Origin of the sequence: Lysobacter lycopersici (assembly GCF_007556775.1) — a bacterium.
Lineage (GTDB): Bacteria > Pseudomonadota > Gammaproteobacteria > Xanthomonadales > Xanthomonadaceae > Pseudoluteimonas > Pseudoluteimonas lycopersici.
In genome coordinates, this window is the sequence record NZ_CP041742.1 from 733177 (window position 1) to 751647 (window position 18471).

26 protein-coding genes are annotated in these 18471 nt (G+C 67.7%); 12 read left to right on the forward strand and 14 right to left on the reverse strand.

Going from position 1 to position 18471, the window contains the following annotated elements; all coding sequences use genetic code 11:
• Positions 1 to 83 precede the first annotated feature (83 nt).
• Both FNZ56_RS03770 and FNZ56_RS03775 read left to right on the forward strand, forming a co-directional pair.
• Positions 84 to 1898, forward strand: a complete 1815-nt coding sequence (locus FNZ56_RS03770) for a DEAD/DEAH box helicase (RefSeq protein ID WP_143878562.1) — start codon at positions 84 to 86, stop codon at positions 1896 to 1898.
• 9 nt (positions 1899 to 1907) lie between these two features.
• A complete protein-coding gene (locus FNZ56_RS03775) occupies positions 1908 to 3104 on the forward strand; it encodes a BaiN/RdsA family NAD(P)/FAD-dependent oxidoreductase (RefSeq protein ID WP_143878563.1) in 1197 nt (398 codons plus the stop codon).
• A gap of 9 nt (positions 3105 to 3113) precedes the next feature.
• Here the strand turns inward: FNZ56_RS03775 and FNZ56_RS12835 are convergent, their stop codons facing one another.
• Positions 3114 to 3269: a hypothetical protein gene (locus FNZ56_RS12835; RefSeq protein WP_185970784.1), complete on the reverse strand. Its 156-nt coding sequence runs from the start codon at positions 3267 to 3269 to the stop codon at positions 3114 to 3116.
• 138 nt (positions 3270 to 3407) lie between these two features.
• Here FNZ56_RS12835 and FNZ56_RS03780 point away from each other — a divergent pair, with 138 nt between their 5' ends.
• A complete protein-coding gene (locus FNZ56_RS03780; RefSeq protein ID WP_143878564.1) occupies positions 3408 to 4643 on the forward strand; it encodes a hypothetical protein in 1236 nt (411 codons plus the stop codon).
• 54 nt (positions 4644 to 4697) lie between these two features.
• Here FNZ56_RS03780 and FNZ56_RS03785 read toward each other — a convergent pair whose 3' ends face one another.
• From FNZ56_RS03785 to FNZ56_RS03805, 5 genes are all read right to left on the reverse strand, one after another.
• Positions 4698 to 5474, reverse strand: a complete 777-nt coding sequence (locus FNZ56_RS03785) for a dimethylarginine dimethylaminohydrolase family protein (RefSeq protein ID WP_143878565.1) — start codon at positions 5472 to 5474, stop codon at positions 4698 to 4700.
• Positions 5471 to 6064 (reverse strand): RNA 2',3'-cyclic phosphodiesterase, encoded by a 594-nt coding sequence (gene thpR / locus FNZ56_RS03790; RefSeq protein WP_143878566.1) that lies wholly within the window; start codon positions 6062 to 6064, stop codon positions 5471 to 5473. The genes FNZ56_RS03785 and thpR overlap by 4 nt, the downstream gene beginning before the upstream one ends.
• Positions 6061 to 6624: an NADPH-dependent FMN reductase gene (locus FNZ56_RS03795; RefSeq protein WP_143878567.1), complete on the reverse strand. Its 564-nt coding sequence runs from the start codon at positions 6622 to 6624 to the stop codon at positions 6061 to 6063. Before FNZ56_RS03795 ends, thpR begins: the two co-directional genes overlap by 4 nt.
• A 70-nt stretch (positions 6625 to 6694) precedes the next feature.
• Entirely contained in the window at positions 6695 to 6961 is a 267-nt protein-coding gene (locus tag FNZ56_RS03800; protein ID WP_143880259.1) for a DksA/TraR family C4-type zinc finger protein, read from the reverse strand.
• Positions 6962 to 7044: 83 nt separating this feature from the next.
• Positions 7045 to 7476 (reverse strand): hypothetical protein, encoded by a 432-nt coding sequence (locus tag FNZ56_RS03805; RefSeq protein ID WP_143878568.1) that lies wholly within the window; start codon positions 7474 to 7476, stop codon positions 7045 to 7047.
• A gap of 157 nt (positions 7477 to 7633) precedes the next feature.
• On the opposite strand from FNZ56_RS03805, the gene FNZ56_RS03810 reads away from it, so the two are divergent.
• Positions 7634 to 8182 carry a peroxiredoxin gene (locus tag FNZ56_RS03810; RefSeq protein ID WP_143878569.1) on the forward strand — a complete coding sequence of 183 codons (549 nt, stop codon included), beginning with the start codon at positions 7634 to 7636 and terminating at the stop codon, positions 8180 to 8182.
• A 136-nt stretch (positions 8183 to 8318) separates the two neighbouring features.
• Positions 8319 to 8732, forward strand: coding sequence for a DoxX family protein (locus FNZ56_RS03815; protein WP_143878570.1), 414 nt, complete (start codon positions 8319 to 8321; stop codon positions 8730 to 8732).
• Positions 8733 to 8750: 18 nt separating this feature from the next.
• Here the strand turns inward: FNZ56_RS03815 and FNZ56_RS03820 are convergent, their stop codons facing one another.
• Positions 8751 to 9239, reverse strand: coding sequence for a YciI family protein (locus FNZ56_RS03820; RefSeq protein WP_143878571.1), 489 nt, complete (start codon positions 9237 to 9239; stop codon positions 8751 to 8753).
• 157 nt (positions 9240 to 9396) lie between these two features.
• On the opposite strand from FNZ56_RS03820, the gene FNZ56_RS03825 reads away from it, so the two are divergent.
• On the forward strand, positions 9397 to 9822 hold the full coding sequence (locus tag FNZ56_RS03825) for a hypothetical protein (protein WP_143878572.1): 426 nt from the start codon (positions 9397 to 9399) through the stop codon (positions 9820 to 9822).
• A 4-nt stretch (positions 9823 to 9826) separates the two neighbouring features.
• Positions 9827 to 10042, forward strand: coding sequence for a helix-turn-helix transcriptional regulator (locus tag FNZ56_RS03830; RefSeq protein WP_143878573.1), 216 nt, complete (start codon positions 9827 to 9829; stop codon positions 10040 to 10042).
• Here FNZ56_RS03830 and FNZ56_RS03835 read toward each other — a convergent pair.
• Complete coding sequence (locus FNZ56_RS03835) at positions 10039 to 10959, reverse strand: M14 family metallopeptidase (RefSeq protein WP_185970785.1); 921 nt, start codon at positions 10957 to 10959, stop codon at positions 10039 to 10041. The genes FNZ56_RS03830 and FNZ56_RS03835 overlap by 4 nt on opposite strands.
• Positions 10960 to 11024: 65 nt before the next feature.
• Positions 11025 to 11297, reverse strand: coding sequence for a hypothetical protein (locus FNZ56_RS03840; protein WP_143878575.1), 273 nt, complete (start codon positions 11295 to 11297; stop codon positions 11025 to 11027).
• A gap of 211 nt (positions 11298 to 11508) precedes the next feature.
• Between FNZ56_RS03840 and FNZ56_RS03845 the strand changes: the two genes are divergently transcribed.
• The 3 genes from FNZ56_RS03845 to FNZ56_RS03855 are packed head-to-tail and all read left to right on the forward strand — an operon-like array spanning position 11509 to position 12335.
• A complete protein-coding gene (locus tag FNZ56_RS03845) occupies positions 11509 to 11832 on the forward strand; it encodes a YkgJ family cysteine cluster protein (RefSeq protein ID WP_143878576.1) in 324 nt (107 codons plus the stop codon).
• 11 nt (positions 11833 to 11843) lie between these two features.
• Complete coding sequence (locus FNZ56_RS03850; RefSeq protein ID WP_143878577.1) at positions 11844 to 12110, forward strand: hypothetical protein; 267 nt, start codon at positions 11844 to 11846, stop codon at positions 12108 to 12110.
• Positions 12111 to 12128: 18 nt separating this feature from the next.
• The gene (locus tag FNZ56_RS03855) at positions 12129 to 12335 is read left to right on the forward strand and encodes a hypothetical protein (RefSeq protein WP_143878578.1); all 207 of its coding nucleotides are present in this window, start codon (positions 12129 to 12131) and stop codon (positions 12333 to 12335) included.
• 24 nt (positions 12336 to 12359) lie between these two features.
• Here FNZ56_RS03855 and FNZ56_RS03860 read toward each other — a convergent pair whose 3' ends face one another.
• Positions 12360 to 12827 carry an iron chaperone gene (locus FNZ56_RS03860; RefSeq protein WP_143878579.1) on the reverse strand — a complete coding sequence of 156 codons (468 nt, stop codon included), beginning with the start codon at positions 12825 to 12827 and terminating at the stop codon, positions 12360 to 12362.
• 75 nt (positions 12828 to 12902) lie between these two features.
• Entirely contained in the window at positions 12903 to 13334 is a 432-nt protein-coding gene (locus FNZ56_RS03865) for a hypothetical protein (RefSeq protein WP_143878580.1), read from the reverse strand.
• Between the two features lie 134 nt (positions 13335 to 13468).
• On the opposite strand from FNZ56_RS03865, the gene FNZ56_RS03870 reads away from it, so the two are divergent.
• The gene (locus FNZ56_RS03870; protein WP_143878581.1) at positions 13469 to 14158 is read left to right on the forward strand and encodes a glutathione S-transferase family protein; all 690 of its coding nucleotides are present in this window, start codon (positions 13469 to 13471) and stop codon (positions 14156 to 14158) included.
• A gap of 30 nt (positions 14159 to 14188) precedes the next feature.
• On the opposite strand, the gene FNZ56_RS03875 is transcribed toward FNZ56_RS03870, so the two are convergent.
• Both FNZ56_RS03875 and sigJ read right to left on the reverse strand, forming a co-directional pair.
• The gene (locus tag FNZ56_RS03875; protein WP_143878582.1) at positions 14189 to 14656 is read right to left on the reverse strand and encodes a carboxymuconolactone decarboxylase family protein; all 468 of its coding nucleotides are present in this window, start codon (positions 14654 to 14656) and stop codon (positions 14189 to 14191) included.
• A 41-nt stretch (positions 14657 to 14697) separates the two neighbouring features.
• Complete coding sequence (gene sigJ, locus FNZ56_RS03880) at positions 14698 to 15597, reverse strand: RNA polymerase sigma factor SigJ (RefSeq protein WP_143878583.1); 900 nt, start codon at positions 15595 to 15597, stop codon at positions 14698 to 14700.
• A gap of 136 nt (positions 15598 to 15733) precedes the next feature.
• On the opposite strand from sigJ, the gene FNZ56_RS03885 reads away from it, so the two are divergent.
• Positions 15734 to 17257: an esterase/lipase family protein gene (locus FNZ56_RS03885; RefSeq protein WP_143878584.1), complete on the forward strand. Its 1524-nt coding sequence runs from the start codon at positions 15734 to 15736 to the stop codon at positions 17255 to 17257.
• A 21-nt stretch (positions 17258 to 17278) separates the two neighbouring features.
• On the opposite strand, the gene FNZ56_RS03890 is transcribed toward FNZ56_RS03885, so the two are convergent.
• Positions 17279 to 18244 (reverse strand): GGDEF domain-containing protein, encoded by a 966-nt coding sequence (locus FNZ56_RS03890; RefSeq protein WP_143878585.1) that lies wholly within the window; start codon positions 18242 to 18244, stop codon positions 17279 to 17281.
• Positions 18245 to 18471: the final 227 nt, after the last annotated feature.

An 18471-nucleotide genomic window follows, 5' to 3' on the forward strand; every position in this document is an offset into this window, starting at 1 on the left:
TTAGCCCCGGCGCCGCTGGAGCCCGGGCTCCACGCCCGCCGCGTACACTGTCCGCCCGTTCCTTCGGCGCTTTCGCCCCGACCATGACCGCCGAAAACGCATCGATCCGCTTTTCCGACCTCGGCCTGCCCGATTCCCTGCTGCAGGCCCTGCGCGAAGTCGGCTACGAATCGCCCAGCCCGATCCAGGCCGCGACCATCCCGCCGCTGCTCACCGGCCGCGACGTGCTCGGCCAGGCCCAGACCGGCACCGGCAAGACCGCGGCGTTCGCCCTGCCCGCGCTGGCGCGGCTCGAGCCCGTCGCCGGCAAGCCGCAGGTACTGGTGCTGGCGCCGACGCGCGAGCTCGCGATCCAGGTCGCCGAGGCGTTCCAGAAATACGCGCACCACATCCCCGGCTTCCACGTGCTGCCGATCTACGGCGGCCAGGGCTACGCGCCGCAGTTGCAGGCGTTGCGCCGCGGCGTGCACGTGGTGGTCGGTACCCCCGGCCGCGTGATCGACCACCTCGAACGCGGATCGCTGGACCTGTCGCAGCTGCGCATGCTGGTGCTGGACGAAGCCGACGAAATGCTGCGCATGGGTTTCATCGACGACGTCGAGGCGGTGCTGAAGAAGACGCCGGAGACGCGCCAGGTCGCGCTGTTCTCGGCGACGATGCCGGCGCAGATCAAGCGCATCGCCCAGACCTACCTCAAGGATCCGGTCGAAGTCGCGATCAAGGCGCAGACGACGACGGCGGAGAACATCCGCCAGCGCTTCTGGATGGTCAGCGGCATCAACAAGCTCGACGCGCTCACGCGGATCATGGAAGCCGAGCCGTTCGACGCGATGATCGTGTTCGCGCGCACCAAGATGGGCACCGAGGAACTGGCCGAGAAACTGGCCGCTCGCGGGTTTTCCGCCGCCGCGATCAATGGCGACGTCGAGCAGAAGCTGCGCGAACGCACGATCCAGAAACTCAAGGATGGCGGCATCGACGTGCTGGTCGCCACCGACGTCGCCGCGCGCGGGCTGGACGTGGAACGCATCAGTCACGTGTTGAACTACGACATTCCCTACGACACCGAAAGCTACGTGCACCGCATCGGCCGCACCGGCCGCGCCGGGCGCAAGGGCGAGGCGATCCTGTTCGTGGCCCCGCGCGAACGCGGCATGCTCGGCGCGATCGAGCGCGCGACGCGGCAGAAAATCGAGCAGATGAATTTGCCCAGCGTGGACGCGGTGAACGAGCGCCGCGTGGCGAAGTTCCTCGGCAAGATCGACGGCGCGCTCGCCAGCGACGACCTGTCGGTGTTCCGCGACCTGGTCGAACGCTACGAACGCGAGAAGAACGTCCCGGCCGTGGAAATCGCCGCCGCGCTGGCGCAGCTGGTGCAGGGCAAGACCCCGTTGCTGCTGCCGAAACCCGCGGTGCCAGAACGCACGTTCGAACCACGCGAGCCGCGACCGCCGCGCGAACGCGCGGAACGCCCGAAGCGCGAACATGCGCCACGCGACCCGAACGCCCCCGACCTGCCGATGCAGACCTATCGCATCGAAGTCGGTTACCAGCACGGCGTGCAGCCGGGCAACATCGTCGGCGCCATCGCCAACGAGGCCGACCTGGAAGCGCGCTACATCGGCCGCATCGACATCCGCGACGATTTCACCCTGGTCGACCTGCCCCAGGGCATGCCGCCGGAACTGCTGCAGCACATGCAGAAGGTGCGCGTCGCCAGCCGGCCGCTGCGCATGAGCCTCGCCGACGACGCCGACATCGACGCGCCCAAGCGCAAGCGCAGCTTCGGAAAACCCTTCGTTCGTCCCGAGCGTAGCGGAGCGAAGTCGAAGGACGGCCCGCGCAAGCCCGGTGGCTTCAAGCCCGGCGGCTTCAAGCCGCGCTCACCGCGCGGATAACGCGCGCGCATGACGGCGCAGTACGACGCCATCGTCATCGGCGCCGGTGCGGCCGGGCTGATGTGCGCGATCGCGGCCGGCCAGCGCGGCCTGCGCGTGCTGGTGGTCGACCACGCCAACAAGGTCGGCAAGAAGATCCTGATGTCCGGCGGCGGCCGCTGCAATTTCACCAATACCGGCGCCACCCCGGCGAATTACCTGTCGGCCAACCCGCATTTCTGCAAATCCGCGCTGGCGCGCTATACGCCCGCGCATTTCATCGAGCTGGTCGAACGCCACCGCATCGCCTACCACGAGAAGGAACTCGGGCAGCTCTTCTGCGACGAATCCTCGAAGCAGGTCGTCAAGCTGCTGTTGGACGAATGCGCGGCGGCGAACGTCGAAGTCCGCACGCATTGCAGCATCGAAGCCGTCCTGCACGTGGACAACGGCGAATTCCGCCTGCGTACCACGCAAGGCGCGTTCTCCGCACCGGCACTGGTGGTCGCCAGCGGCGGCCTGTCGATCCCGAGCATGGGTGCGTCCGGCTTCGGTTACCAGCTCGCGAAGCAGTTCGGCCACGAGGTGCTGCCGACCCGCGCCGGACTCGTTCCGCTGACACTCACCGGCAAGCATGCCGAACGCCTGCACGACCTCGCCGGTGTTTCGCTGCCGGTGGAAGCGCGCTGCAACGATGTAATTTTCCGCAATTTCATGCTGGTCACGCATCGCGGCATCAGCGGGCCGTCGATTTTGCAGATTTCCAATTTCTGGCAGCCCGGTGACGACTTGCGCCTCGACCTGCTGCCCGGCATCGATATCGACGCGCTATTGCAGGAATGGCAACGCGAGCGCCGCGACGCGGAACTGAAGACCCTGCTCGGCGAGGTGATGCCGAAACGCTTCGCCCAGCGCCTGTGCGAACACTGGATCGCGAACAAACCGCTGCGCCAGTACAACGCGCCGGAACTGCGCGGCATCGCCGGACTGCTGTCGTCGTGGCCGCTCATCGCCAGCGGCACCGAGGGCTATCGCACCGCGGAAGTGACGCTCGGTGGCGTCGATACCGACGGCCTGTCGTCGAGCACGATGATGTCGCGCCACGTGCCGGGCCTGTACTTCATCGGCGAAGTCGTGGACGTCACCGGCTGGCTGGGCGGCTACAACTTCCAGTGGGCCTGGGCCAGCGGCCACGCCGCGGGCCTGGCACTCGCCTCGGCCGGCTGACGGGCGTGCTCAGAACGTGATCGGCGGCCAACCGAACACCGGCGCCAGCAACCAGTACAGGCCACCGAGCAGCAAGGCCCAGGCCAGCAACTTGAACGCCAGCTTGACCGCCTTGAAGACGAGCCACAGGCCGACGACGAGGATGAGGATCGCAATCCAGCTCATGTGCGCATCCTAACCCGGGCTGCGCGGTTTTACGCGCGCTGAACGCCTCGCGCGACGATGGCGATTCTCAGAAATCGTTAAGCGCCCGCGCCGCCTACTGCGTCCATGCGGTCGCTGTCGCGACCTGGAGAGGGCAACATGAAGACCTTGCGCAAGAACATCCTGGCCAGCCTCGTCGGCGCAGGCCTCGCGGTCGGATTCGCCGGGCAAGCCGTCGCACGCGAAGCGCCGCAACCGCAAAGCGAGGATGCGCAGCACGGCCACGACAAGTCCAAATCGAAGCCGCACCCTGCCCCGCAGCAGGCGGCCAGGCCCGCTCCCCGCGCCAATTCGGCCCCCGCGCCGTCGCATCGCTCCGCCACGCACGCCACCGACGACGCGCGCCAGCGCGCCGAGCAGCAGCGGCAACAGGCGCAACAGCGCATGCAGGAACAGCAACGCCAGCAGGACCGCGACCGCGCGCGCGCGCAACAGCAACGGGTCGAACAGCAGCGGCAACAGGCCCGCGAACAGGAGGCCCACAGGCAGCAACAACTGGCGACACAGCAACAGCATGCGCGCGAGCAGGCCCGCGAACAGGAGGCCCGCAGGCAGCAACAGCTGGCGACACAGCAACAGCATGCGCGCGAACAGGCCCAGCGCCAGCAGGCGCAGCAGCGTTCGGTGATGGCGCAGCAGCAGGAAGCCGCCCGCCGTGCCGCCGATGCCCGCCAGCGTGCGGACGAACAGCGCGCGCGTTCCGATGCGCAGAACCGCCAGCGCGAGCAGGTGCGCCTCTCGGAAATGGAGCGTGAGCGCCGCATCGCCCAGCAGCGCGCGCAGGCCGAGCAGTACCGCCACTACGCCGAGGTCCGCCAGGCCGCTGAACGCCAACGCATCCTGGCCCTGCAGCACCAGAACCGGATCCGGCAGTACCAGTACCAGCAGTGGTACTGGGACCAGCAGCGCGCGTTGCAGGCGCAATGGAACGCGCGCAACTACAACTACTACAACGACCCCTACTACTACACGCCCGCGAGCTATCGCTACTATCGCGACGGCCGCTACCACGACGTGAACCGCTACGCCGCCAACCTGCTGCAACAGGCGGTGCGCTACGGCTACGAACAGGGCGTGCGCGCCGGCCGCGCCGACCGCATGGACGGCTGGCGCAACGACTACCGCGGCAATTTCGCCTACATGGACGCCGACTACGGCTACAACGGCTACTACGTCGGTCGCGACGACTACAACTACTACTTCCGCCAGGGCTTCCAGCGCGGCTACGCGGACGGCTACGGCCGCGACTACCGCTACGGCCGCTACGACGACGGCAACTACAGCATCCTCGCCACGGTGCTGGCCGCGATCCTCAACCTGCAGCCGTTCAGCTGATCGAACCGGCACCCCGCAGTCGACGCCCGGCCTTGCGCCGGGCGTTTTTTCCGTTCAATCACGCACCGACACCAGCACGCTGCAGCAGGTGGTCGCGCCTTCGGCCTTCTGCAGCTCGGAAAGATCGAGCAGGCGCAGGTCGATGCCGGCGGCGCACAGGCGTTCAGCGGTGCGCGGGAACGCGGCCGGATACAGCACCACATCGCCCGCGCGCAGCGCGTTGGCCGCGTGTTCCTCGCCCGGATCGATTTCGATCCGCCGGTAGCCGCCGAAGGGATCGTCGGCCAGCCAGCGCGGGTTGACCAGCACGATGTCGTCGGCGACGGCGGTGACCGCGGACTTGAGGTGCAGGCATTCGCGGGTGCGCACGCCTTCGACCGAATAGCCATGCGGCGCGAGATGCGCACGCAGTTGTTCGATCCCTGCATCGTTGCTGCGCGCGGAACGCCCGACGTACACGTTGCGTCCGATCCGCAGCACGTCGCCACCGTCGATGGTGCCTGGCGCCTCGATCCGGGCCAGCGGCCGCAACGGCCGCAGCGCCTCCGCCATGCTTTCGCCCTCGCCGCGGCGGCTTTCCGCGCCGGGCCGGGTCAGCACCGCGAGCTCGTCGACGACGACGACCGTGTCCTCGACGAACACCGCATCCGCCATCGCCGGCAACGGCGCGGCGACGCGTACTTCGCACCCGGCGGATTCGAGCGCGGCGACGTAGGCGGCATGCTGGCGCCGCGCCAGCGCGAGGTCGATCGGCGAACGTTCGACGAACGACAATTCGCATTCGGCCAGCGCGTCGCTGACGTCGCGGACGATGGCGACGATTTTGTTCATTCGGCAAGACTCCAGTTGGCCAATCCGACGTGGCGGGTCCGTCCCAGCAGGCTGTGCACCAGCACGAATCCGTGCACGCGCCAGGCAATCGGTTGCGCCGCCGGTTCGAACGGCACGACCGCACCGTCATAGGCGAGCGTCACGTGCGGTTCGAACCCGCCGCGCGCCCACTCGCCGAGTCCGTGCTTGCGCAACGCGTCGGCGAACCGCGCATGGAACGCGCGCAGCGCCTCGTTGCCCGCCCCCGCCTTGAGCACGAACGGTTTCTGCGCGCGCCGCATGGCGAAACTGCCGACCGTGTCGAGGGCGATTTCGAATGGCGATTCGCGCAAGGACGTCGCCGCGCGCTTCGCGGCGGCGACCACGTCCTCCGGCACGCCGACCCGGTCGCCGAGGTGGAACAGGGTCACGTGCAGGCGCTCCGTGCGCAGCGGCCGGCCGCGCAGGCCGTGGCGTTCGCATTCCGACGCTGCGAGCGCGGCGATCCGCGCCGCGGCCGGGGCGTCCGGAAACACGGCGAAGAACAGGCGGTCGGTCGGTTCCTGCGAACCGAAACCGGCGAATCCCGCCTGCGCGCCGGATGTCGTCATTTCGCGTGCGCCTCGACCCAGGCCGCGTAGGCGGCCATCCAGCCTTGCAGGAATTTCCGCGTGTCGTCGTTGGCGATCCCGCCCTCGTCGTCGACGAGGTCGTCCTTGAACTGCACGAAAGCCTCCGGCTGGCCCAGCGTCGGCATGTCGAGGTAGGCGAGCACGTTGCGCAGGTGCTGCTGCATCAGCGCGGTGCCGATCGCGCCCTGCGAGGTGCCGATCACGCCCGCCGGCCTGCCCTTCCACGCGCTGGTGCCGTAGGGCCGCGAGGCGTGGTCGATGGCGTTCTTCAGCACGCCCGGGATCGAACGGTTGTATTCGGGGCTGACGAACAGGATTCCATCGCAGGCCGACACCGCCGCCTTCAGCCGCTTCACCTGCGCGCACTGTTCGCCGTCGTCGTCCTGGTCGTAGGGCGGCAGGTCGTCGATGCGCAACTGCTCGAATTCGAAATGCGCCGGCGCCAGCTTCTGCAGCGCCATGGCGAGGCGACGGTTGAAGGAATCGCGGCGCAGGCTGCCGACGACGACGCCGACGCGGATCCGTTTCTTCGTGGACATGGCGGTTACCAGTGGGGGGAGGAATCGGGATTGCACGCGACCGCGCGTTCAGGCGGCGTCGATGCCGCGGCTAGCGCAACTGGCTGTCCTTGCTGCCGCGGCGGTTGTAGCCGCCGGAGCCCGTTTCCGCCTCGTCCTGCGCCTGCTGGCACTCGATGCACAGGCGCACGCCGGGCACGGCCTTGCGCCGTGCCTCGGGAATCGGCGCGTCGCATTCCTCGCAGCGTTCAAGGCCCGGCCCCTGCGGCAGGCGGCTGCGCGCGCGCTTGATCGCATCCTTCACGGTCGCGTCGATCTGGTCCTGCACCGCGCCGTCGCCGGCCCAACCGGTGGCCATCGCCATTCCTCCATCGAATGGCGACAGCTTAGCCCCGCGCCGGATGCGACGCACCGCACGGAGGCGATGCGCTGCTCCTGCGTTCAGCGGCAGTGGCGGTAGCGATCCGGCGATGCGCCCGGGCCGCCGCGCCAACCCGGTGGATTCTCCCAATTGGTGCCACGTCCGCCCGCCGGGCCCGGCGGATTGCGGTCGTTGTCGAACCAACAGCGCGCGGCCTGGTTCCAGAACCCGTATTTCGGGTGCCAGTAACCGTAGTTCGGGTTGAAGTAGTAGCCGCCATTCACCAGGCGGAATTCGTAGCGATGGCCCTTGTCCACCCACCAGCGCCGGTCCGGCGAAGCGCCCGGCCCGCCCTTCCAGCCCGGCGGGTTTTCCCAATTCGTACCGTGTCCCCCGGCGGGACCCGGCGGATTGTTGTCGTGGTCGTGGCGGTGGTCGCGCGCGTTCGCGATGCCTGCGGCCGACAGCGCCAGCAACGCGAAGACGATCGTTGTTTTCCGTCGAGCGTTCATCATTGCCCTCCTCGTGCGTCATCGCACGCAATGGGCAACGGACCGCATCACGCCCACGTTGACCGCCGATACCGGCGCGGCCGGAAGCCGTTCATGCGTGATACGGGCAGGCGGCGTCCGGGTGTATAACCGCAACTCCCCACCCGTGGAACCCTCCATGCGCAGATTCCCTTCCATCGTCGCGATCGCCGCCTGCATCGCCGCGTTCGCCATGCCCGCGTCCGCCGCGCTCGAAACCGGCGCCAAGGCGCCCGATTTCTCCGCGCCCGCCTACCTCGCCGGCAAGCCCTTCACCTTCAAGCTCGCCGATGCGCTGAAACAAGGCCCGGTGGTCGTCTACTTCTTCCCCGCCGCGCACACCCCCGGCTGCAACCTCGAGGCGCACCTGTTCTCCGAGGCCATCGACAAGTTCAAGGCCGAACACGCGACGGTGATCGGCGTGACCGCCGGCAACACCGACCAGCTCGCCGCCTTCTCCACCGAAACCGAACACTGCGGCGGCAAGTTCGCGGTCGCCGCGGACCCGGGCGCGAAGATCGCCGCGCAATACGACGCCGTGCTCGACAAGAAACCGGAATGGTCGAACCGCACGTCCTACGTGATCGCGCCGAACGGCAGCATCGCCGCCGTGCACTCCGACCTCAACCCGAACCTGCACGTCAAGGCGATGCTGGATGCGGTGAAGGCGCTGGAAGCCAAGCCCTAGGCCCCGCGGCGCGGCCGCGACGCCGGGAGTATCATCCCGGTCGCGGCCCGCGCTGGTCGGTCGCTGCCACAACCGACGATCCCGACCCGCGACGCGCCCGCTCGCACCGTTCGGCCCGACGGCCGGGGAGGCAGCCATGCGCTACGCAATGCTCGAGAAATACCGGGACGGGTTGTTGCTGGTCGCCCGCATCCTGCTCGTGGTCCTGTTCGTGAAGTTCGGGCTGGCCAAGGCGATGGCCTTCTCCACCGCTTCCGACTACATGGCCTCCACCGAACTGCCCGCGCCCTCGCTGATGGCGCTGGTCGCGATCGCGATGGAACTCGGCGTGGGCTTTGCCATCGCCCTGGGCTTCTTCACCCGCCCGCTCGCGCTGATCCTCGCCATCTACACCGTCATCGCCGCGGTGATCGGCCACCCGTACTGGCACATGTCCGGCGAGCTGCAGTATGAGAGCATGATCAACTTCTACAAGAACCTCGGCATCGCCGGCGGACTGCTGCTGTTGATGCTGACCGGACCCGGGCGCTATTCGTTCGACCGGCGTTGACGCGCGCGCCGCCCGCGTTCACTCCTTCGCGGGCGGTGCTTGCAGTTTTTCGTGCAGTTCCGGGATCAGCATGGTCGCGGCGCTGCCGTACCAGGCGTGGTATTCGGCGACCATTTCGCCGTTGACGACCACCGGATCCGTCGCCGTCAATGCCTTCGCCTCGTCGATGCTGTCCACCGCGAACACGAACAGGCCGCGCCAGCCATCGGGATCCTTCGCGAACGGCCCGGCCAGCGCCAGCTTTCCCTCCTTCGCCAGGCGCTCCATGTTGGCGAAATGCCCGGCGAACATCGCGTCGCGCTTCGCGCCATCGGGCACGCGCGTCGGTCCGGTCTTGAGGATCACCAGCACGTAACGGCGCATGCCATTGGCGTCGGCGCCGGTTTTCCTGGCGAGTTCGGCGTCGAACTTCGTCGCCTGCGCGTTCACCGGTGATGGCGAATCCGCCGCGAATGCGGCCGCGGATGCGAAGCCGACGGCCAGGGCCAGCAAGGTGTTGCGCAGCATGTTCGTCTCCCCCGGCCGATCAAACGAGTCTAGCCCCGCATCGGCTGCCCGGATTTGGCGGCTGGCGGGTCGAGATCGCTTCCGAGCAAATATTACTTGACATGATGTTAAATATACTTACCATCGTGACCACCATCCATAACCCGGAACCACCTACATGTCCCTCATCGAAAAACGCGCCTGGCTGACCCTCTGGACCATGTGCCCGGGCTATCTGGTCTATTTCGCGATCCAGATCGGCTGGCCGGATTGGCCATCGGGGTTCCTGGCGAAGTTCGGGCTGCTGGCAGCGGTCGCCGGGCTGCACGCGATCGGCTACATCGCCGGGGAGCTGGTGTTCCGCTTCCGCAACCGCGAAGAGGGCCTGCAGCAGGACGAACGCGACGACGCCATCGATGCGCGCGCCACGCGGGCCGCCTACATGCTGCTGCTCGCCGGCACCATCCTGGCCGGCGCGATCATGCCGTTCACCGACCAGGGCTGGAAGGTCGCGAACACCGCGCTGCTGTTCATCGTACTGTCGGAAACGCTGCGCGCGGCCCTGACCGTGCGCGGCTATCGCCATCCGCGCATGGCGCACTGACGGCATGGCCAACGAAATCAAATTGCTGCGCTTCCTCGCGCAGGACATGACCCAGGCCGAACTCGGCAAGCGCGTCGGCCTGACCCGGCAGACCATCGCCGCGATCGAACAGGAACGCTATTCGCCCACGCTCGACGTCGCCTTCCGCATCGCGCACGTGTTCGGCAAGCGCATCGAGGAAGTGTTCCACTGGACGCCGCCGGAAGGCGGATCCGGCTAGCGACCCGGATTCGCCAGCGCGTAATCGATGGCCGCGCGTGCCGCCGCCGCCTGCGCCTCGTTGCATTGTTCCGGCGTCGCGCGCGGGCTGTCCGGATAGACCTCGGTGGTGGTGACGTAGCGCGCGTCGGTGATGCCGGCGCAAAGGCCCAGCGGCGTGTAGTCGTATTCGATCACGCCGGGCGCGACCACCGGCGAACCGATGATGGTGCCGTCCGGATCGGCCGGCGCGATGTGCGTTACCTTCGCGACTTCGTCGTTGATCGCCTGCTGGAACGCGGGCTGCGGACGCGCGCTGTCGGCGCACAGGTAGAAGCCGTCGGGGATCGTGCCGGGCTCGTATTCCTTGCCGTCGCGCGCCGCGAGCGCCGGCCGGAATTCGGACTCGTCGCTGTCGGTGGTCTCGTGCAGGTCGATGTGCACCAGGAACCGCCCGAGCAGCGGCTGCACCAGGTTCCATAACGCCGCCGATTCCCCGGCCGGGCTGTTCGCGCGGAAATTGCGGTTCGGATCCAGCGCATCGGGGTTCCAGCGCTGGATGCGTTCGTAGCCCCACGGACTCACGCAGGGCACGACCAGCAGGTTCGCCTTGCCGGCGTACTTTTGCGCATCGCGTTGCAGGAAACGCAGCGCGCCGTGCACGCCGCTGGATTCGTAGCCGTGCACGCCGCCGGTGACGAGCACGACCGGAAGCGAATCGCTCCAGCTGCGGCTGCGCAGCGCAAACAGCGGATACGCGCCGTCGGGCGCGTAGTCGAGCTCGCTGTATTGCCCGATATCGAAATCGCCGCGCAATGCGTCGATGACGGATACCACTTCGCCGGCGTAACTGCGCTGCTTGCGTTGCCGCGAACGCCATTCGGCTTTTTCCGCCGCGCCCCAAGGTTGTCCGGGTGTTCCGACGGGATACGGTGTCATGGCGGTCACGGTCGCGCTCGCAGGTTGCCTGCGGCCTAATCTAGCACCGCACCGGGCGCGGCCCGTCAGGCGTGCAATGCGGTCAGCGATGCATGCAGGTGCGCGGACTCGAACATGCGCCGCAGCCGCAATTCCACGTCGCGGATGTCGGCGAGGCCCTGCGGTGCGTACAGGGTGTAGACCGGGCGATCGCGGAAGCTTTCGGCAGGCGCCCTGCGGCCGACGCTGACATTGTTGGTGCCGCAGGCGCGCATCCACATGTCGCGCAAGGCCGCCGGGCCGATGCTTTCGGTATTGCCCAGCGTGAACGTGAACAACGCGATCTGGTGCTGGGCCATGCGAACGCTCCTCTCGGCACCCGAGTATGCGCCTGTTGCATGGATTCGAACGAAAACGCGCGGAAATCACGGAACCTTCCGTCGTTATCGCGTAGGATAGCCGCGTACCACGTTCCTGCGTGCGTCCCGTCCGACCGCTGCCATCGTCGCTCGCTGCGCTTCCTTCCACGCGTCACCGCCCTTCGCGGGTGGCGTCCCACCGGGAGCGTCCATGCCGGGTTGCGGGATCCGCGAAACCGATGCCCCGCACTGCGATCGCTGCGACGCGGTCTGCTGCCGCCTGACCGTGGTGCTGATGCCGGAAGACCGCATCCCCGCGCGCTTCACCACGCGCAACTCGCACGGCGTCGAGGTCATGGCCCGCGACGAGGAAGGCTGGTGCGTCGCCGTCGATTCGGCACGCATGTGCTGTTCCATCTACGAACAGCGCCCCGCGATCTGCCGCAAGTTCGCGATGGGCGGCCCCGCCTGCCGCGAAGTGCGCGCCGACTACGCCGATCGCAACGCCCGCGGCATCCCGCTGCGACTGTATTGAACGGAGAACCGATGCCACCGTCGAAGAAAACCACGCCCGCCGCCACGCCCGCTTCCGTACCGCCGTCGAAGACCAGCCACCTGTTTTCCGCGCGCAAGCCCAATGAACGCTCGCCGCTCACCCACGAACGCGTCGCCGAGGACATCGAGGCCTTCCGCAAGGCCGGCGGCAAGATCGAGGTGCTGGGCGTGACCCGCTCGTTGCTGCGCGTTGGCGTCGAAGCCGGCGATCCCGCACCCGCGATGCCGGCCAAGCCCGCCCCCACCCGCCGCCGCTGACCCGCACGGAGACCGCACTTGCCCAAGCCCAACTACGCCTTCGAGAAACGCCAGCGCGAACTGGCGAAGAAAAAGAAACAGGACGAAAAGGACGCACGCAAGCGCGAGGCGCGCGAAGCAGCCGCCGCGCAGGAAGCGATACCGGCGTCAACGCCGCAGGAACCGCGCACGCCAATCGAACCTCCCGTCCCGGGCCCGCGCGTCCATCGCCGGCAACCGTCATAGCGCGACGCAGGCCGCGCGCAGGCCTCAGCCCGCCGCCTGCTTCACCAGCGCGGCGAGCTTCTTCTCGTCGGCGGCGGTGAGTTTCAGCAGCGCGAACGAGGTGGGCCACATTGCGCCGTCGTCGAGTTTCGCTGCATCGTTGAAGCCGAAGGTCGCGTAACGGTCGCCGAATTTCTTCGCATCCTTGAAAAAGCACACGACCTTGCCGTCCGCGTTCGCGTACGCCGGCATCCCGTACCAGGTCTTCGGCAGCAACTGCGGCGCGGCCGCCTTGACCATGGCGTGCAGGCGCGTGGCCATGGCGCGATCCGATTCGTGCATCGCCGCGACCTTGGACAGCAGGTCGGCTTCGCCCTCGGCCCTGCCCTTTTCCGCCTTCAGTTCGCGCGCGCGTTCCTTCATCGCCGCCTTTTCCGCGGCGCTGAAGCCGGACGGCGACGACGCGGCTTTCTTCGCGGTTTTTCCCGTGGCCTTCTTCGCTGGCTGTTTCATGCCCGTTGCTCCGTCACGTGGGCGGCCAGCGTAGCGCGAAGGGCTCGACGAACGGAACCGACGGCTGCGCGTCGACTACAGGTCGAGCCCCTCGCGCACCTTGACGATGAAGGTCAGTGCGCCGCCACTGCGCAGCGCGCCCTTCGTCACCCGCACGAAGAACGGGATGGTGCCGTTGCCGACCACCGACCATTGCTGGTGCACGAGGTGGTACATGCCTTCGAGGCCGGGAATGTTCTCAAGTTCCACCACGAAGAAGCTGCTGGCCTCGTCGAACAGGTGGCCCAGCTGCCACAGCTTGAAGTTGGATTTCTTGAGGCCCGCGACCGGCGCGCCGTCCTTGTCGAGCACGCGCACGGCGATGATCAGCCGGTCGTCGTCCTTGAGGATCGCGCCCTGCGCCGAGACCAGCAGCGGCCCGCTGGCGATGGTCGGTTTCGGGGTGTTCGTCGCCGTGAGGTCCGGGCGCCTGGTGGCGGTGACGCCGCCGGTTTTCTTCTTCGCCATCGTTGCGCTCCTCGCGCGGGGTGGTTTTCCTGCCAACGCGGGCGGAAGCGGCGACAGGACACGCCACGGACGGTTAACGGTTTCTTGCCTGCCGATTACCGATGCTGCGGCATCCATTGCCCCGCAGCCCCGCCATGAAGCCGACGATCACCGCCTTCGAACGTTCGCCCGACTGCGGCCGCGGCCTCGCGCGCGACATGCGCGTGCGCTGGGCGCTGGAGGAAGTCGGCCAGCCGTACGACGTGCGCCTCGTGTCGTTCTCCGGGATGAAGGAGCCCCCGCACCTGGCACGCAATCCGTTCGGGCAGATCCCGACCTACGAGGAAAACGGCCTCGTGCTGTTCGAATCCGGCGCGATCGTGCTGCACATCGCGAACCACCATTCGGGCCTGTTGCCGGACGATGCCGATGCGCGCATGCGCGCGATCGCGTGGATGCTCGCCGCGGTCGCCACCCTGGATCCGCCGATCATGGATCGTTCGCTGTGCGCGCTGTTCGAACGCGACCAGCCCTGGCACGCGCAACGCCTGGCAACCCTCGACACGCAGGTGCGCAAGCGACTCGGCGAACTCTCCCGCCACCTGGGCGATGCCGAGTGGCTGGAGGGCGCGTTCAGCGCCGGCGACCTGATGACGGTGCATGTGCTGCTGAGGCTGCGCGGCTCGGGCCTCCTGGACGAGGTCCCGAACCTCGCCACCTACGTCGCGCGCGGCGAAGCGCGGCCCGCCTACCAGCGCGCGTTCGAGGCGCAGCGGGCAGTGTTCGCTGCTTCCTCGCCGCAGGGCGGAACCGCCGAAGGCGATTCCGCCACGACCATCGCATGATGGTGGAATCTCCCTGCGGGAGGTTCCGCCCTACGCGGCCTTCGCCTTGGGCACGCGGTAATGCCCGCCGATCGTGCGCGCGGCGATGTTGATCCGGTTCCAGCCGTTGATCGCAACCACCAGCAGGGTCAGGTCGACCAGCGCGTCTTCGTCGAACACCTTCTTCGCGCGTTCGTACAAGGCATCCGGAACCGCATCGTGCGAATCGAGTTCGGTCAGTTCCTCGGCCCAGGCCAGCGCGACCTGCTCGCGTTCGCTGTACAGCGTGGTTTCGCGCCACGCCGGCAACACGTACAGGCGTTGCTCGGTCTCGCCGGCGGCGCGCGCATCCTTGCTGTGCATGTCCAGGCAGAACGCGCAGCCGTTGATCTGCGACACGCGCATCAGCACCAGTTGCTGCAGTTCGGGTTCCAGCCGGCCGCCGTCGTGCACCTGCATGCTCAGGGCGAGCAGCGGCTGCATGGCGGGGTAATGCTTCTGCACGGAAAAACGGCTCATGGTGGAGGCTCCTTGGTCGCGCGGCCGGGATGGCCGCCGCTTCAATGCAAGGACGCGGACGCGGCCGGTTTCGTGACAGCGAGCAACCGCGCGAGCTTTTCCGGGTTGCGCAAGGCATGGATCGCGGTGATGCGCCCGCCCTCGCATTCGATCCACATCGCGGTGGACAGCGTCGTCCCCTCGTACATGAACAGCGCCGGCGCGCCGTTGAGCGTCGCGGTTTCGAACCGCACGCCGTGGCCTTCCATGTTGCGCGCCAGTTGCAGGTACAGCCGCGCCAACCGCTCGGCGCCGTGCAGCGGATGCAGCGTCGCGCGGGCGACCCCGCCGCCGTCGCTGATGTGCACCGCGTCCTCGGCGAACAGCGCCTGCAGCGTGTCCATGCCGGGCGCGCGCATCGCCTCGACGAAGCGCTGCAGCAGGCGCCGTTGCGCGGTTTCGTCGACGTGGAAGCGCGGCCGTCCCTCGCGCAGCCTCGCCCTGGCGCGATGCACGCGCTGGCGGCAGGCGTCCTCGCCGATGCCGAGGATCGCCGCAGCCTCGGCGTGGCCGTAGTCGAACACCTCGTGCAGCAGGAACGCCGCGCGTTCCTCCGGGCCCAGCCGTTCGAGCAGCAGCAGGAAGGAGAGCGTCAGCGATTCGTCGCGTTCGAACACCGCGTCCGGGCGTTCGGCCTCCGGCGCCAGCGGTTCGGGCAGCCACGGCCCGGCGTAGTGCTCGCGCTCGGCCTTGGCGCGACGCAGGCGATCCAGCGCGAGGCGCGTGGTGACGGTGACCAGCCACGCCTCGGGATCGTCCAGCGCGGCGGCGTCCTGCGCCTGCAACCGCAGCCATGCGTCGTGCAGCACGTCCTCCGCATCGGCGGGCGTGCCGAGCATGCGATAGGCCAGCCCGAACAGGCGATTGCGGTGTCGTTCGAACAGGGCGATGTCGGGATCCATGGCGTCCTCCATGCGGTGCGTCCAGGGCCAGGACGAACGACGGGGCCGGAACGTGACCGTCGCGCCGTTGTCCGCGATCCGCCCGGTTTATCGTAAGACCCGGTACCAACCATCCGGCGACACAGGGAGGCGTGCCATGGCCAGGATCGAGCGGCCGTTCTACCCCATCATCTACGTCCGCGGCTACGCGATGACCAAGGACGAGATCGTGCAGACCACCTCGACGCCCTACATGGGCTTCGAGGCCGGTTCGACCAAGATCCGCCAGGCGCAGGACGGCAAGGTGGTGAAGTTCGTGTTCGAATCGCCGCTGGTGCGGTTGATGAAGGACTACGACTACCGCGACACCTACGCTTCCGGCGCGGAGAGCGCCGCGCGCCTGCCGGCGCGCAGCATCTCGATCCACCGCTACTACGACGAGGCCGACCCGGCCTTCGGCGACGGCAAGGTGCCATCGATCCCGGACGCCGCCAAGACACTGGCCCAGCGCATCCTCGCCCTGCGCGACAGCATCTGCGGCAACAACGAAGCCGATCGCAAGGCGTTCAAGGTCTACCTCGTCGCGCATTCCATGGGTGGGCTGGTCTGCCGCTGCCTGCTGCAGAACCCGGACGTCGCGACCGCCGAAGTGCGCAAGATGGTGGACAAGGTGTTCACCTACGCCACGCCGCACAACGGCATCGAGGTGGGCGGCATCAACGTGCCGAGCCTGCTTTCCTTCAACGACATGAACAACTTCAACCGCAAGGTCATGTCGCAGTACCTGAAGGTGCCGGCGGACAAGGCCAACACCCTCGGCGATTCGGGTTATCCGCCGGAACGGCTGTTCTGCCTCGTCGGCACCAACAGCCGCGATTACGCGGTCGCCCACGGCCTGTCCGCGCTCGCGGTCGGGCAGATGAGCGACGGCCTGGTGAAGATCGAGAACGCCTACGTCCCCGGCAGCCCGCGCGCCTTCGTCAACCGCAGCCACAGCGGCTTCTTCGGCATCGTCAATTCCGAGGAGGGCTACCAGAACCTGGTGCGCTTCCTGTTCGGCGACATCTGCGCGACCGGCAAGCTGGACATCACCGCCCTGCCCTTCCCGCCGGAGATCGAGCGCGCGCGCAAGGCCGGCAAGAAGATCGCTTCGTCCTACTACATCGAGGCCACGGTCGCGCCGCGCGGCGCCTACACCTACGAGCTGACCAGCCGCAGCAAGTCGCAGGAAAGCGCGATGCGCCGCGAATACTCCGAACTTTTCGACAAGAACGGCAACCTGCTCAAGGACGCGCGTTCGCCGACGCTGTTCTCGGTGTTCCTCGACAGTTCCAAGATCATGGCCGGCAGCGAAGTCGCGTTCTCGATCGAGCTGGCGGTGTCGAACGCGGGCTACGAGATCGACGGCGCGCTGTTCCTGAAGCAGCACATCCCGGCGGAATACCTGTTCCGCGACACGCTGGTGCTGTTCGCCAAGCGCGACGACGGGGAATGGAAGCTTCGCTACGTCTGGGCCGACCAGAACTGGGCGACCGGCCCGAAGGACCAGGCGGCGCTGGTGCGCATCGGGCAGAAGGCGAACGGCATCCCGCAGAAATCGGCATCGGGGTTCGTGGTGCCGCTGCAATCCAACAAGGGCTTCCAGGGCGAGCTGACGATCGCGTTGTCGCCGTGGAGTTGAGGCGAAACGATGCGGAGCGCGTCAGGGAGCCGGCGTTCCCGGCACGGTTTCGATGCGGTTGCGCCCGCCCGCCTTGGCGGCATACAGCGCACGATCGACCGCCTCGAGGAAATCGACCGGCTGCGATTCCGCCGCGACCACGACCGTGCCGACGCCGAGGCTGGCGGTCACCGCATCGCCCGCTTCGGACCCGGCATGCGGAATGCGCAATCCGGCGATCGCCTGCACGCACGATTCGGCGATCGCACGCGCCGCATCGGGAGACGTGTCCGGCAGCAGCAGGATGAATTCCTCGCCGCCGAAACGCGCGGCCAGGTCGCGCGGCCTGCGCGCGATCTCCTTCAGCGCATGCGCGATCCGCTGCAGGCACTCGTCGCCCTTCACGTGCCCGTAGCCGTCGTTGAACTGCTTGAAGTAATCGATGTCCAGCGCCACCAGCGAAAGGGGCTTGCGGCTGCGGCGCGCGTCGTTCCATTCCGCCTGGAAGCGCTGGTCGAACATGCGGCGGTTCGCGATCCCGGTCAGCCCGTCGGTCAACGACAGCATCTCCAGCCGCTTGTGCAGGCGCAGCACTTCTTCCTCGGCGCGCTTGCGCTCGCTGATGTCGAACATGAAGCCGATCAGGCTGTCGACCTCGCCATCGGCGTTGCGCACCACGTGCACCACGTCGCGGATCCAGACGTAGCCGCCCGCCTGCGTCAACGCGCGATAGTCGGCCTCGTGGTCCACGCCCGCCTTGGATTGCGAGACGCAGAAATTCACCACGTAGTCGCGGTCGTCCGGGTGCATGCGCGCGACCCAGTCGTCGACCGTTCGCCAGCTGCCCGGCTCCCAACCCAGCAATTCCCCGATCTGCGGACCGATGTAGGCGAAGCGCATCGTGGCCCAGTCGATCTTCCACGGGATCGCCCGGGTGGATTCGAGCAACGTCTTGTACACCCCCGCCTGCTCGGCCACGTCCTGGCCGTGCGCGGTTCCAAAATCCATTTCAGATGGCGTGTTCATCGACATGCGGCTCCGGCCGGGAGGTCGAGGCGCATCGCGTGCATTGCGGCGCGCGGTGACCCCGGTCGAATCGATGGTAGCAGCGCATTCGCGCGCGAAACGCGAGGATGCGGGGCAATGCGCAATAACGCGACGACAGGCACTTTTCCCTTGCCCAGGCGCGTCGGATTGCGACCACGGGCAACAGGAAATGCGACGCAAATCGGCAG